Raw genomic sequence first — 14,416 nt, forward strand, 5'->3', positions numbered from 1 at the left:
CCGTTTCCACGGCCGTCCGGGCCTCCTCCCGCCCGAGTAGGGTCGGGCCATGCCGCCCGCCAAGAAGAAGCCGCGCACCTACGACCAGGCGAAGATCCGCGCCGCGGTCACCGCCCAGTTCGGACATGTGGCCCGGGCCGTCCGGGAGTTGACCCCCGAGCAGCTCGCCCGGCCCAGCGGGCTCGGGCAGTGGAGCGTGGCCGAGCTCGCCGCGCACGTCGCGTGGATCGCCGACTCACTGGCCCGCGGCCTCGCCCGGCCGCCGGCCGCCGTCGCCGAGCTGACCGCCGCCGAGTGGCCCTTCGCCACCGCCTCCCTCGCCGGGAAGATCTCCGAGGCGGCACGGGAGACCCTGACCGGAGCCCCGCTCCCCGAGCTGTACGAGCAGGCCGGCGCCCGCCTCGCCGATGCGCTGGAGGCCAACCCCGGCAGCCGGGTGCTGGACCTGTGGATCGGGGACATGACCCTGGCCGACTTCCTGGTCACCCGCACCGTCGAGCTGGTCGTCCACACCGACGACCTGAACCGTGCTGCGGGCCTCGGCATCCCCTTCGAGCGGCAGGCCCTCGCGGCCTGTACGCGGCTCCTCGCCGACGCCCTCGCGCTCAAGGCCCCCGGCGGTTCCGTTGAGGTACGGGTGCCGCCCTTCGCGGTGGTCCAGTGCGTCGAGGGCCCCCGCCACACCCGCGGCACCCCGCCGAACGTGGTGGAGACCGACCCGCTGACCTGGATCCGGCTCGCGACGGGCCGCACCGGCTGGGCCGCGGAACTGGAGGCCGCCCGGGTCAGCGCCAGCGGCGAGCGCGCCGACCTGTCCGGGCTGCTGCCCCTGATGAGCTGAGCTGAGCTGAGCGGGACGGAACCGGCCGGGCGCGGGAACCGTCCCAGGGGCATGCGTACCCTCAGGCTCCTCACGACCGGCGCCCTGGCCCTCGTACTGGCCCTGACCGCGTGCAGTGCGGACGGGCAGGACGGCGGCGACGCCGCCCCGACCGTGCGGACCCCCGCCACGGCGCCCGTCCCGGACGCCCCGCTCATCGCGACCGCCTGGACCGTGCGCTCCGTCGCGGGGACCACCGCCCCCGGCGACCGGGAGGCCCGCTTCACCCTGACCCCCGAGGGCGGGGCGAGCGGCACCCTCGGCTGCAACCGCTTCAGCGCCCCCGTCACCGTCGACGGCACCACCGTGGCCTTCGGCCCGGTGACCAGCACCCGGATGGCGTGCGAGGGCGCGGCGGGGGAGGTGGAGCGGGCCCTGACCACCCTCTTCGGCGCCGGGCCCCTGACCTGGAAGGTCCAGGGCGGGACCCTCACCCTCACCGCCCCCGACGGGAGCACCGCCACCGCCGAGGCGGCTTCCGCCGCGGAGTGACCCCGGCCGGCGCCCCCGCCGATCAGGCCGGGTAGGGCAGCAGCCCGGCGTCGACGGCCTCCCAGGCCCTGCGCAGCTCCGCCAGCCGGGCCGGCTCGGCGGCCGCCTTGTCGGCCTGCTCGCGCAGGTCCCCGGCCAGGTCGAACAGCTGGTCGCGCCCCGACTTCCCGCGGTAGTACTTCCAGTCGCCCCGGCGCAGCGCCCGCTCCCCGCGCACCCGCCAGAACAGGTCCCGCTCGGCCGGCTTCTCGCCGCGCAGCAGGTATCCGGCCAGGCTCACCCCGTCCAGCGGGTACGCCCGGTGCGGCCGGGTGCCGGCCACCTCCAGCAGGGTCGCGGTCCAGTCGGGGCTGAACACGGGCACCCGGCTGACCTGGCCGCCGTCCAGCCGGGCGGGCCAGCGGACGATGTTCGGCACGCGGATCCCGCCCTCCTGGAGCGAGGCCTTGTTGCCGGACAGCGGCCAGTTGTAGGAGAAGCGCTCGCCGCCGTTGTCGCTGGAGAAGACGACCAGGGTGTTCTCCTCCTGGCCGGAGCGCCTCAGCGCCTGCAGCACCTCGCCGACCGACCGGTCGAGGTCCTCGACCATCTGCTTGTACTTCCGGACCGAGCCGCCGTCCTGGTGCCACAGCGCCCGAGCGTCGCCCGCCTTGATCCGCCGGACGATCTCGGCGCTCTCGGCGGTGTCGCCGTCGGCGATCCACGGCCAGTGCGGGGTGGTGAAGTTCAGGTTCAGCAGCCAGGGCCTGCCGCCGTGGTCGCGGGAGACGTACTCGCTCGCCCGCTCCGTGATGATCCGCGTGTAGTAGCGCAGGTCCTTGTACTCGGCGTCACCCTCGTAGAGGTCGTACTCGCCGCCCAGGCCCAGCTTGGAGTAGTACTCCAGGGCCCCGCCGAAGTTCCCGAAGAACGTGTCCCAACCGGACTTGGTGGGGCTGTAGTCGGGCAGGTAGCCGGCGTGCCACTTGCCGATCAGCGCGGTGGCGTAGCCGGCCTCCTTCAGCAGCGAGGCCAGCGTCGGGTGCGTCGGGTCCAGGCCCGCCGACTTGTCGGCGATCGGCTCCGCGAGACCGCCCCTGGTACGGGCCGGGTAGCGCCCGGTGTACAGGCTGAACCGGGTCGGGGAGCAGGTCGCGGAGCCGGAGTAGGCGTCGGTGAAGCGGACCCCCTGGCGGGCGAGGCGGTCCAGGTTCGGGGTCTTGATGTGGGGGGATCCGTACGAGGAGAGGTCGGCCCAGCCGAGGTCGTCCCCGAGGATGAACAGGATGTTCGGGCGGCGGGACTGCCGGCCCCGCGCGGCCCGGAAATCGCGCTCCTCAGGGCCCGCCTCGCGGGCGTCGGCGGCCTGCGCCGGAGTGGCGCCGAGCCCCACGGCGGCGGTGGCCGCGGTCGCTCCGACGGCCCCTCCGAAGGCACGGCGGGACAGCTTGCTGTTGTACGAAGACACGAGAACTCCAAGGCGCGGCCCGGCGGCCCCTGCCCCGGGCGGGCGCGGGACGGCGCGCGGCACGGCAGGGCGGGGCTGGGGCGGGCGAAATCAGGAAGGAGGAGAAAGAGTTGTGGCTACGCAGAACAGCGACAGATGGCGCTCGCGACACGGACCAGGTCTACGTGGCGGCGCTCGACGAGGGTGACGGCACGGTCACCGAGAGGCTGCATGGGGCGAGAGCCTGTACGAATTCCCTCGTAACTGTCAACAAAGTGATCGGAATACGAGACGGCGCCGCCCCGTCACCCTCTGTGCTGTGAGATTTCCCGGCCGTCCCCAATTCGGACCAGTGGTCGATCTCGCCTACACTCGGTGGTGTGCCTCGTGGTGATGGACGACTCAACCACGACCTGCTCCCCGGCGAGAAGGGCCCCCAGGACGCTTGCGGCGTCTTCGGTGTCTGGGCTCCGGGTGAAGAGGTCGCCAAGCTCACCTACTTCGGACTGTATGCACTGCAGCACCGCGGACAAGAGTCCGCGGGAATCGCTGTGAGCAACGGTTCCCAGATCCTCGTCTTCAAGGACATGGGCCTCGTTTCCCAGGTCTTCGACGAAACCTCCCTCGGATCCCTCCAAGGTCATATCGCGGTCGGTCACGCCCGCTACTCGACCACCGGAGCCTCCGTCTGGGAGAACGCTCAGCCCACCTTCAGGGCGACCGCCCACGGCTCGATCGCCCTGGGTCACAACGGCAACCTGGTGAACACCGCCGAGCTCGCCGAGATGGTCGCCGACCTCCCCCGTCAGGACGGCCGCGCCACCCAGGTGGCAGCCACCAACGACACCGACCTGGTCACCGCCCTCCTCGCCGGACAGACCGACGAGGACGGCAAGCCCCTGACCATCGAGGAGTCGGCCGCCAAGGTCCTCCCCCAGGTCAAGGGCGCCTTCTCCCTGGTCTTCATGGACGAGGGAACCCTCTACACCGCCCGTGACCCGCAGGGCATCCGCCCGCTGGTCCTCGGCCGCCTGGAGCGCGGCTGGGTGGTCGCGAGCGAGACCGCCGCCCTCGACATCTGCGGCGCCAGCTTCGTCCGCGAGGTCGAGCCGGGCGAGCTCATCGCGATCGACGAGAACGGCCTGCGCACCTCGCGCTTCGCAGAAGCGAAGCCCAAGGGCTGCGTGTTCGAGTACGTCTACCTGGCGCGCCCGGACACCGACATCGCCGGCCGGAACGTCTACCTCTCGCGCGTCGAGATGGGCCGGCGCCTCGCCAAGGAGGCCCCGGTCGAGGCCGACCTGGTGATAGCGACGCCGGAGTCCGGCACGCCCGCAGCCGTCGGCTACGCCGAAGCCAGCGGGATCCCGTACGGCTCCGGCCTGGTCAAGAACGCCTACGTCGGCCGGACCTTCATCCAGCCCTCGCAGACGATCCGCCAGCTCGGCATCCGCCTCAAGCTCAACCCGCTCAAGGAAGTCATCCGGGGCAAGCGCCTCGTCGTCGTCGACGACTCGATCGTCCGCGGCAACACCCAGCGCGCCCTCGTGAAGATGCTCCGCGAGGCCGGTGCGGCCGAGGTCCACATCCGGATCTCCTCCCCGCCGGTGAAGTGGCCGTGCTTCTTCGGCATCGACTTCGCCACCCGGGCCGAGCTGATCGCCAACGGCATGACGGTCGACGAGATCGCCACGTCGCTGGGCGCGGACTCGCTCTCGTACATCTCGCTCGACGCGATGGTCGAGGCGACCACCATCCAGAAGCCCAACCTCTGCCGCGCCTGCTTCGACGGCGAGTACCCCATGGAGCTGCCCGACCCGCAGCTCCTGGGCAAGCAGCTCCTGGAGAACGAGCTCGCGGGCGGCACCGACGCCGCCGACGCGCTCCGCCGCCCGTAGGCACCGTGGGCCGGCCCTCTCCGGGCCGGCCCGGCTCCACCTGCGCCGAGCCCTGTCTTTGAGGCTTCTCCCGGGGCCCGGCACCACACGCAGCAACGACACGAAAGCTCTCGCCTGTCATGACAGAGAAGACCACCGGTGCCAGCTACGCAGCCGCCGGCGTCGACATCGAAGCGGGCGACCGCGCCGTCGAGCTGATGAAGGAGTGGGTGAAGAAGACGCAGCGCCCCGAGGTCCTCGGCGGCCTCGGCGGATTCGCCGGCCTCTTCGACGCCTCCGCCCTCAAGCGCTACGAGCGCCCCCTGCTGGCCTCGGCCACCGACGGCGTGGGCACCAAGGTCGACATCGCCCGCCAGCTGGGCGTGTACGACACCATCGGCCACGACCTGGTCGCCATGGTCATGGACGACATCGTCGTCTGCGGCGCCGAGCCGCTCTTCATGACCGACTACATCTGCGTCGGCAAGGTGCACCCCGAGCGTGTCGCCGCGATCGTGAAGGGCATCGCCGAGGGCTGCGTCCTCGCCGGCTGCGCCCTCGTCGGCGGCGAGACCGCCGAGCACCCGGGCCTGCTGGGCCCGGACGACTTCGACGTCGCCGGCGCCGGCACGGGCGTGGTCGAGTACGACCGCCTCCTCGGCGCCGATCGCATCCGTACGGGGGACGCCGTCATCGCGATGGCTTCGTCCGGCCTTCACTCGAACGGGTACTCGCTCGTCCGGCACGTCCTCTTCGACCGGGCCGGGATGTCCCTGGACCAGCACGTCGACGAGCTCGGCCGCACCCTGGGCGAGGAGCTGCTGGAGCCGACCAAGATCTACTCGCTGGACTGCCTGGCCCTCACCCGGACGGCCGAGGTCCACGCGTACTCGCACATCACGGGCGGCGGCCTCGCGGCGAACCTCGCCCGGGTCATCCCGGACCACCTGCACGCCACCGTCGACCGCTCCACCTGGGCGCCCGGCGCGATCTTCGACCTGGTCGGCAAGGCCGGCAGCGTCGAGCAGCTGGAGCTGGAGAAGACCCTGAACATGGGCGTCGGCATGATGGCCGTGGTCCCGCAGGAGTCGGTGGAGGTGGCCCTGACCACCCTCGCCGACCGGGGCGTCGAGGCCTGGGTCGCCGGGGCCATCGAGGATCGACGCAGCCTCGACCGGGGCGACCACGCCGAGGGCGCCACCCTGACCGGGAGCTACGCGGTCTGAGCAGCACTGAAACCCGGTCCGGGGCAATGCCCTGGACCGGGTTTCGGCACATGTGGAACGAGTTCAGTCAGCCTGCGGGTCCGCACGCCGTGAACAGAGGAACGGTGCGTCAAGCCCCGCGACGGTGCGCCGAGGGACCGGACTGCTCGTCCTCGTCCTCGTCGTCATCGTTGTACAGATCCGCGTACTTGGCGTACGGGTCGTCGTCGTCCAGATCGTCATCGACTTCGACCGGCGCGCTGATAGGCAGCGGCTCTGTCGGCGATGCGCCCAGCTCATTGGCCAGACGCGAGAGGTCAGTCCCGCCGCTGTTGTACTTCAGCTGGCGGGCGACCTTTGTCTGCTTGGCCTTGGCCCGGCCGCGCCCCATGGCTCGACCCCCTCGGTGACGGGGCTCGACGGCCCCAGAGTCTGACACGCGTTCATGGTTCGGAGCGGGCTCTCCGTGGAGAGACCGTCCGTAGGGGTTTAACGGTACCTGCTTCCGCGGCCATACGGTACGCCGCCCGCATGACGTGCCTCTCCACAGAACCAGCGGGACACCCCGTACTCGCTGGTCAGCTGCGATTTTAACGCTTTCCTGGCCGCCGACCCGCCGAAGCGCAGTGAGTTCTGTCTCGCCGCGCTCCGGCGGGCCCCGGAAGGGCTACGCCTTGCGTGCCGCGGCGCGCTCCGCGAGGGCTTCGGACATCCGCTGCTCGGCGATCCGGTCGGCCGCGGCGGCCGGCGGGATCCCGTCCGCCTTCGCACGTGCGAATATGGCCAGGGTGGTGTCGAAGATCTTCGAGGCCTTCGCCTTGCACCGGTCGAAGTCGAAGCCGTGCAGTTCGTCGGCGACCTGGATGACCCCGCCCGCGTTGACCACGTAGTCGGGGGCGTAGAGGATCCCGCGGTCCGCGAGGTCCTTCTCCACACCGGGGTGGGCGAGCTGGTTGTTCGCCGCACCGCAGACGACCGTCGCGGTCAGGACCGGGACGGAGTGGTCGTTCAGCGCGCCGCCGAGCGCGCAGGGGGCGTAGATGTCCAGGCCCTCCACGCGGATCAGGGCCTCGGTGTCGGCCACGGCGGTGAGCTTCGCTTCCGGGTGGAGGTCGAGGAGCTCGCGGACGGACTCCTCGCGGACGTCCGTGATCACGACCTCGGCGCCGTCCTCCAGCAGGTGCCGCACCAGGTGCTTGCCGACCTTGCCGACGCCCGCGACACCGACCTTGCGGCCGCGCAGCGTCGGGTCGCCCCACAGGTGCTGGGCGCTGGCGCGCATGCCCTGGAAGACGCCGTAGGCGGTGAGCACGGAGGAGTCGCCGGCGCCGCCGTTCTCGGGGGAGCGGCCGGTGGCCCAGCGGGTCTCGCGGGCGACGACGTCCATGTCCGCGACGTACGTGCCGACGTCGCAGGCGGTGACGTAGCGACCGCCGAGCGACTCCACGAACCGGCCGTAGGCCAGCAGGAGTTCCTCGCTCTTGAGGGTGGAGGGGTCGCCGATGATCACGGCCTTGCCGCCGCCGAGGTCGAGACCTGCGAGGGCGTTCTTGTACGACATGCCGCGCGAGAGGTTCAGCGCGTCGCGGACGGCTTCCTCGTCCGAGGCGTACGCGTGGAAGCGCGTGCCGCCGAGGGCGGGGCCCAGGGCGGTGGAGTGGATGGCGATGACGGCCTTGAGGCCCGTGGCTCGGTCCTGGCACAGCACGACTTGCTCGTGGCCGCCCTGCTCCGAGCGGAACAGGGTGTGCAGGACGCCGTCGGTCATTTCGGTCACGGTGGTGACTCCCATGGAAGAGATGCGGCGGAAAGACGCCCGCCCTGCGGGTGGGGGAGGGCGTACTGGGAGCAGAGTAAGACCTGCGGCGCGCGGGGGTACCCCCTGTCCGGGGATCGGAACACTCCCGGGTTACCCGGCCCCGGGAGGTGAGCCGGAGCGCCGAAAAGGGGAGGACCGGTGCGTGAGCGAATCCCCACGGCCCGCGCCGGCCGTCCCGTACGCCTCCTACCTGCGCGTGTACGAGCCCCTGGCGGCGTTCGCGGAGCCCGAGCGCACGCACTGGGCCGCGTACGCCCGGCGCGGGACCGCCCCGACGGCGCAGGACGAACTGCGGCGCGCGCTCTCCGATCTGGTACGGGTCCCCGTGGTCGGGGTCCCGGTGCACGAGAGCGGGGACGCCTTCACGGCGGAGCGGGACGGGGTGCTGCTGGTGTGCCCCTGGCGGACCCGGCTGCGCGGCTGGCTGGCACTGCAGGAGCTGGTCGCGGAGTTCCCGCGCCCGGTGCTGGACGCGGCGCTGCCGCCGGCGCAGCGGCGCCGGGCCGCCGAGGCGTACGAGGCCTGGCGCGAGCGGAACCCGGACGGGCGGCCGTGGATCCGGACCGGGGTGTGGCAGGTCCCGCTGCGCTGGTTCGTGCTGGTGGCGGACGAGGAGCGGGAGTACCTGCCGGGCGAGCGGCTGCGCTACCGGACGCCGATGGTGCAGGCCCGGCGGCGGCTCGCGCGGGCGCTGCGGACGCTGCGGGCGCAGGAGGGCCGGGGCTACGGGCCGCTGGCGGACGGGCTGGTGGAGGTGGGCAGCTGGCTGGAGGAGTTCCATCCGCGCTCGATGGTCGAACTGGACTACGGGGGGCTGCTGCACGCGCTGCCGGCTGACGGCCTGGCGGGGGACCGGTCGGCCCGTGACCTGGCGGAGGGCCTCGCGGCGCTGCGGGCGGGCGACGAGGAGGGCGCCGCGGAGGTGTACGCGGAGCTCTCGGTGCGGTGGCGGGCGGTCCGGGAGAGGCTCTTCGCGAACTAGGAGGGCTTTGGCCCTTTCGGAACCGGGGGCGGGTGGGGATCATGTACGAATCCCGTTCGGTACCCGTTCGGACCCCTCGCGTATCGCCCGTATCGGTTGTCATCGGCCGATCGGCCGCAATACGCAGATCAGGGGTTCGATCACCGCATTAGGGTCTTAGTTCCAGGACCTACGTCCCGATCCGGGCCATTGGCCCAAGCGTGACGGAACGCACTATCCACACCCTTGCGCCCTTCCCCTACCCTCGTGCCAAAATAGGACAAGGAGTCCGGGGAGGGTTCCTTCCACCCAACTTTGGGCGGAATGCTCGGTATTGCACTCTATGGGGGGTCTGACGACTCCTGATCGCTCTGTGACTGATCGTCACAGTGGGGTGACTGTCCGTTATAGGGCGGTCCATCGGCTTCCGCCGCTGATGAACACCTCGGAGGGCAATTCCATCGGTTTGGCCGTCGAGGCTGGACGGATGGTGTAGTTGTAGTGCCGAGGACAAGCCGTTCGTCCTATAACCGACTCGGCCTGCGTATGTCCATTTCGGGCAACGTGGGCCAAGGTGCAGAATTTAGAGGAAAGAACCGAGATGGTTCGGTTCTCCCGAGGAGGCCGCTCATGACCGCTCGCACCCCTGATGCCGAGCCGCTGCTGACCCCGGCTGAGGTTGCCACGATGTTCCGCGTGGACCCGAAGACGGTCACCCGCTGGGCCAAGGCTGGCAAGCTCACGTCCATCCGCACCCTGGGTGGACACCGCCGTTACCGCGAGGCCGAGGTTCGCGCACTGCTCGCGGGAATTCCGCAGCAGCGCAGCGAGGCCTGAGGTCCCGCAGCAAGACCGCATTAACGGGTACGTGTCGGATCCCCCAATCCGATGAAACCCACATGGCTTCATCGGCTGGGCCTGCCCCAACAGGTTCACTGCCGTTCGATCGCGCTGGACTCCGCCGGGTCCAGCGCGATCTTTTTTTGTGTCCGGGGCACCCCCGGCCGGCCCCGGGAGGGGTCCGGGACTCCGTCGTCCCCGGGCGTCGGCGGTCTGGGTGCCATTGCACATATTAAATCGAGCGTGCGTAGGGGTCCGATAAACGTGTGAGTCTGAAAAACTCATGCGGTGACTCCCGTCACAGCTGATAACTCTTGTACATCCGGCAATGCCCCCCGTAAAGGGAGGTCCGGTGCAGAGCGCCTCACGCGTATGGGGGATTTCTCCCCTCTGGGTGATGTGTTCCCCGGGCCCGCTCAGGGGCCCCTGCAAGGCCCCCGGGCCGCGCCGGCGGCCGGGGAAGCGCCGAGGGGGCGCCGAGGCCCTCAGGGGGCCCCACAGGGGCGCCGCGCGCCTCGGCCGATCACGGCGCGGGGGGCCGGCCGGGGCCGGAGGCGCCGCGCGCACGGCCCGGTACCCGGATACGCGTCAGGGCCCGCATCCCTTGGGGGATACGGGCCCTGACGTTTCTGCGATCCTGACGGGACTTGAACCCGCGACCTCCACCTTGACAGGGTGGCGAGCTAACCAACTGCTCCACAGGACCTTGATTCGCGGCCGACTGGCGCGGCTGCGAAACAGACTGTACAGCAGCTCAGGGGGTGCGGTCGAACCGGATCACGGCGCCGCCGCGTCCACCGCCTTCACGATCCGCTTGTCGGAGATCGGATACGCCGTCCCGAGGGCGTGCGCGAAGTAGCTGACCCGCAACTCCTCGATCATCCAGCGGATCTCCGTGACCGCCTCCGGGACCGGCCGGCCCTTCGGCAACTGCTCCAGCAGCCACAGGTATTCGTCCCGCATCTCGTGGACCTTCTCCATGCGCGTCGTGTCGCGCTGGGCGCCCGTCGGCATCTGCTGCAGCCGCCGGTCGGCCGCCACCAGATAGCGCATCAGGTCCGGCAGCCGCTTCAGCCCGGTCAGCGTCACGAAACCGGCCGGCATCAGTGCCGCCAGCTGCGCCTTCACGTCCGCGACGTTCGCCATCAGGGCCAGGCTGCCGGTCGCCTTCAGCCGCCGCTCGCAGGCCTGCCAGGCCGCCAGGACCTGCTGCACCTGCGCGACCGTCCGCACCGTGGTGTCCACCAGGTCGGCCCGGACCCGGTCGTAGAGCCGGCGGTAGCCCGCCTCGTCCCAGGCGGGACCGCCGTGGTCGGCGATCAGCTTGTCGGCGGCCGCCGTCGCGCAGTCGTCGAACAGCGCCTGGATGGAGCCGTGCGGATTGCGCGACAGCGCCAGCTTCTGCTGGTTCGACAGCTTGTCCGAGGCGAACTTCGCCGGGTTCACCGGGATGTTCAGCAGGATCAGGCGCCGCGTGCCCAGCCACATCGCCCGCTGCTGCTCGGCCTCCGTGTCGAAGAGCCGGACGGAGACGCTCGCCCCGTCGTCCACCAGCGCCGGGTACGCCTTCACCGGCTGGCCGGCCCTGCGGGTCTCGAAGACCTTCTCCAGGGTGCCGATCGTCCAGTCCGTCAGACCGGTGCGCTCCAGGGACTCCCCGCCCGCCCGCTCGGCGGTGGCGGCCGCGGCCTTGGAGAGGGCCTGGCGGGCCTTCGGCTTCAGCTTCAGCCGCAGTGCCTCCAGGTCCTTGTCCTCGGCGAGGTTGCGGCGCCGCTCGTCGACGATCCGGAACGTGATCTTCAGGTGGTCCGGGATCCGGCCGAGGTCGAAGTCCTCCGCCGTCACCGGCACGCCCACCATCCGCTGCAGCTCGCGCGCCAGCGTCACCGGCAGCGGCTCCTGCATCGGATGCGCCGTCTGCAGGAAACGCGTCGCGTAGTTCGGAGCCGGCACGTAGTGCCGGCGGATCGGCTTCGGCAGCGAACGGATCAGCTCCGTGACGACCTCCTCCCGCAGGCCCGGGATCTGCCAGTCGAAGCCCTCGTCCGTGACCTGGTTCAGCACCTGGAGCGGAATGTGCACGGTCACACCGTCCGCGTCCGCGCCCGGCTCGAACTGGTACGTCACCCGGAACTTCAGCTGCCCCTGCCGCCAGGAGTCCGGATAGTCGGCCTTGGTGACCCCGGCCGCCTTCTCCGTCAGCAGCATCTCGCGCTCGAAGTCGAGGAGTTCGGGCTCCTCGCGCTTCTTGTGCTTCCACCAGGAGTCGAAGTGCGCCCCCGAGACCACGTGCTCCGGGATCCGCTGGTCGTAGAAGTCGAACAGGGTCTCGTCGTCCACGACGATGTCGCGGCGCCGCGCCCGGTTCTCCAGCTCCTCGACCTCGGTCAGCAGCTTGCGGTTGTCGGCGTAGAACTTGTGGTGGGTCCGCCAGTCGCCCTCGACCAGCGCGTTGCGGATGAACAGCTCCCGCGACACCTCCGGGTCGATCCGGCCGTAGTTGATCTTCCGCTGGGCGACGATCGGCACGCCGTACAGCGTGACCTTCTCGTACGCCATCACGGCCGCCTGGTCCTTCTCCCAGTGCGGCTCGCTGTACGTGCGCTTGATCAGGTGCTGGGCGAGCGGCTCCACCCACTCGGGCTCCACCTTGGCGTTCACCCGCGCCCACAGCCGCGAGGTCTCCACCAGCTCCGCCGACATCAGGAACTTCGGCTGCTTCTTGAACAGCGCCGAACCGGGGAACACCGCGAACTTCGCCGAGCGCGCGCCCAGGTACTCGTTCTTGTCGGTGTCCTTCAGGCCGATGTGCGACAGCAGGCCGGCCAGCAGCGAGATGTGGATGTTGGTCTCGGCGCCGTCGGCCTCGTTGACGTGGATGCCCATCGTCCGCGCCACCGACCGCAGCTGGGCGTAGATGTCCTGCCACTCCCGGATCCGCAGGAAGTTCAGGTATTCCTGCTTGCACATCCGGCGGAAGGAGGACGAGCCGCGCTCCTTCTGCTGCTCGCGGACGTACCGCCACATGTTCAGGTACGAGAGGAAGTCGCTCGTCTCGTCCTTGAACCGGGCGTGGTTCTGGTCCGCCTGCGTCTGCTTGTCCGACGGCCGCTCCCGCGGGTCCTGGATGGACAGGGCCGCCGCGATGACCATGACCTCGCGCACGCAGTTGTTCTTGTCCGCCTCCACGACCATGCGGGCCAGCCGCGGGTCCACCGGCAGCTGGGAGAGCTGGCGGCCCATCGGGGTGAGCCGCTTGCGGTGGTCCTTCTCGGCCGGGTCCAGCGCGCCCAGCTCCTGGAGCAGCTGCACGCCGTCGCGGATGTTGCGGTGGTCCGGCGGGTCGATGAAGGGGAACTTCTCGATCTCGCCGAGCCCGGCCGCGGTCATCTGGAGGATGACGGACGCCAGGTTCGTCCGCAGGATCTCGGCGTCCGTGAACTCGGGCCGGCCGTTGAAGTCGTCCTCGGAGTACAGCCGGATGCAGATGCCGTCACTGGTACGGCCGCAGCGGCCCTTGCGCTGGTTGGCGCTGGCCTGGCTGATCCGCTCGATCGGCAGCCGCTGCACCTTGGTGCGGTGGCTGTAGCGGGAGATGCGGGCCGTGCCCGGGTCGATCACGTACTTGATGCCGGGGACGGTCAGGGAGGTCTCGGCGACGTTCGTCGCGAGGACGATCCGGCGGCCGGTGTGCGGCTGGAAGACCCGGTGCTGTTCGGCGTGCGACAGCCGGGCGTAGAGGGGCAGCACCTCGGTGAAGCGGAGCTTCTTCTTGACCAGCGCGTCGGCGGTGTCGCGGATCTCCCGCTCACCGGAGAGGAAGACCAGGATGTCGCCGGGGCCCTCGCCCTGGAGCTCGTCGACGGCGTCGCAGATCGCGGTGATCTGGTCGCGGTCGCTCTCCTCGCTGTCCTCTTCCAGCAGCGGCCGGTACCGCACCTCGACGGGGTACGTCCGCCCGCTGACCTCGACGATCGGCGCGTCCCCGAAATGCCGGGAGAACCGTTCCGGGTCGATGGTCGCCGAGGTGATGACCACCTTCAGGTCGGGGCGCTTCGGCAGCAGCGTGGCCAGGTAACCGAGCAGGAAGTCGATGTTCAGCGACCGCTCGTGCGCCTCGTCGATGATGATCGTGTCGTAGGCGCGCAGCTCGCGGTCCGTCTGGATCTCGGCGAGCAGGATGCCGTCCGTCATCAGCTTCACGAAGGTGGCGTCCTGGTCCACCTGGTCGGTGAAGCGGACCTTCCAGCCGACCGTCTGGCCGATCTCGGACTTCAGCTCCTCCGCGATGCGCTCCGCGACCGTGCGGGCGGCGATCCGCCGGGGCTGGGTGTGCCCGATCATGCCCCGGACGCCGCGCCCCAGCTCCATGCAGATCTTGGGGATCTGCGTGGTCTTGCCGGAGCCGGTCTCGCCCGCGACGATCACGACCTGGTGGTCGCGTATCGCCTCGGCGATCTCGTCCTTCTTCTGGCTGACGGGCAGGTTCTCGGGATACGTGACCTCCGGCATGCGCGAGGCGCGGCCGGCCAGTCGCCCGGCGGCCTTCTCGGCCTCCGCGGCGATCTCGTCGAGCACGGCCTGCCTGGCCTCGGGCTTGCGGATGCGGCGGGCGCCCTCTAGGCGGCGGCCGAGGCGGTGCGCGTCACGGAGGGAGATCTCACCGAGAAGCGTCTGCAGGGCGGCGAAGGAAGTAGACATACCTGATCGAGGATCTCACCTGGGCCGGGCGGGTGGCGAACGCATTTGTGCCCCTCCCCGTACCATTTCGGGACGAGTCCCCCAGTTGTGCCAGTGAGAGGCCGCCCACCCTTGTCCTTCCGTCCCAGCGCGTGGCGCCTCCGGGCTACCGCCGGGCTGGTGCTGCTCCTAGGCCTCACCCTTGCCCTGGCCGGGCGGGGAACGGGTACCCCGGA

At 70.6% G+C, this 14,416-nt stretch carries 11 protein-coding genes and 1 tRNA gene; 6 read left to right on the plus strand and 6 right to left on the minus strand.

Annotated features, from left to right (window positions below; genetic code table 11):
• Positions 1-49 precede the first annotated feature (49 nt).
• Complete coding sequence (locus SSNG_RS18465; protein ID WP_007265391.1) at positions 50-841, plus strand: maleylpyruvate isomerase family mycothiol-dependent enzyme; 792 nt, start codon at positions 50-52, stop codon at positions 839-841.
• Positions 842-892: 51 nt separating this feature from the next.
• Positions 893-1,372, plus strand: a complete 480-nt coding sequence (locus SSNG_RS18470; RefSeq protein ID WP_050779662.1) for an META domain-containing protein — start codon at positions 893-895, stop codon at positions 1,370-1,372.
• A gap of 22 nt (positions 1,373-1,394) precedes the next feature.
• On the opposite strand, the gene SSNG_RS18475 is transcribed toward SSNG_RS18470, so the two are convergent.
• Positions 1,395-2,819 (minus strand): sulfatase-like hydrolase/transferase, encoded by a 1,425-nt coding sequence (locus SSNG_RS18475; protein ID WP_042801328.1) that lies wholly within the window; start codon positions 2,817-2,819, stop codon positions 1,395-1,397.
• Positions 2,820-3,178: 359 nt separating this feature from the next.
• Between SSNG_RS18475 and purF the strand changes: the two genes are divergently transcribed.
• Positions 3,179-4,696, plus strand: a complete 1,518-nt coding sequence (purF, locus tag SSNG_RS18480; protein ID WP_007265395.1) for an amidophosphoribosyltransferase — start codon at positions 3,179-3,181, stop codon at positions 4,694-4,696.
• 119 nt (positions 4,697-4,815) lie between these two features.
• Entirely contained in the window at positions 4,816-5,901 is a 1,086-nt protein-coding gene (gene purM, locus SSNG_RS18485; protein WP_007265396.1) for a phosphoribosylformylglycinamidine cyclo-ligase, read from the plus strand.
• Between the two features lie 109 nt (positions 5,902-6,010).
• On the opposite strand, the gene SSNG_RS18490 is transcribed toward purM, so the two are convergent.
• Together SSNG_RS18490 and SSNG_RS18495 are read right to left on the minus strand one after the other, a co-directional pair.
• The gene (locus SSNG_RS18490) at positions 6,011-6,271 is read right to left on the minus strand and encodes a DUF3073 domain-containing protein (protein WP_007265397.1); all 261 of its coding nucleotides are present in this window, start codon (positions 6,269-6,271) and stop codon (positions 6,011-6,013) included.
• 276 nt (positions 6,272-6,547) lie between these two features.
• Positions 6,548-7,657 (minus strand): Glu/Leu/Phe/Val dehydrogenase dimerization domain-containing protein, encoded by a 1,110-nt coding sequence (locus tag SSNG_RS18495; protein ID WP_007265398.1) that lies wholly within the window; start codon positions 7,655-7,657, stop codon positions 6,548-6,550.
• A gap of 184 nt (positions 7,658-7,841) precedes the next feature.
• Here SSNG_RS18495 and SSNG_RS18500 point away from each other — a divergent pair, with 184 nt between their 5' ends.
• Positions 7,842-8,681, plus strand: a complete 840-nt coding sequence (locus SSNG_RS18500) for a hypothetical protein (protein WP_007265399.1) — start codon at positions 7,842-7,844, stop codon at positions 8,679-8,681.
• A gap of 609 nt (positions 8,682-9,290) precedes the next feature.
• Positions 9,291-9,497, plus strand: a complete 207-nt coding sequence (bldC, locus tag SSNG_RS18505; protein ID WP_003949541.1) for a developmental transcriptional regulator BldC — start codon at positions 9,291-9,293, stop codon at positions 9,495-9,497.
• Between the two features lie 95 nt (positions 9,498-9,592).
• Here bldC and SSNG_RS44860 read toward each other — a convergent pair whose 3' ends face one another.
• The 3 genes from SSNG_RS44860 to hrpA form a co-directional block, all read right to left on the minus strand.
• A complete protein-coding gene (locus SSNG_RS44860; protein ID WP_277752149.1) occupies positions 9,593-9,724 on the minus strand; it encodes a hypothetical protein in 132 nt (43 codons plus the stop codon).
• A 408-nt stretch (positions 9,725-10,132) separates the two neighbouring features.
• Positions 10,133-10,206, minus strand: a tRNA-Asp gene (locus SSNG_RS18510).
• Between the two features lie 71 nt (positions 10,207-10,277).
• On the minus strand, positions 10,278-14,201 hold the full coding sequence (gene hrpA / locus SSNG_RS18515; RefSeq protein ID WP_007265400.1) for an ATP-dependent RNA helicase HrpA: 3,924 nt from the start codon (positions 14,199-14,201) through the stop codon (positions 10,278-10,280).
• Positions 14,202-14,416: the final 215 nt, after the last annotated feature.

The organism is Streptomyces sp. C, assembly GCF_000158895.1.
Taxonomy (GTDB): Bacteria; Actinomycetota; Actinomycetes; order Streptomycetales; family Streptomycetaceae; genus Streptomyces; species Streptomyces racemochromogenes.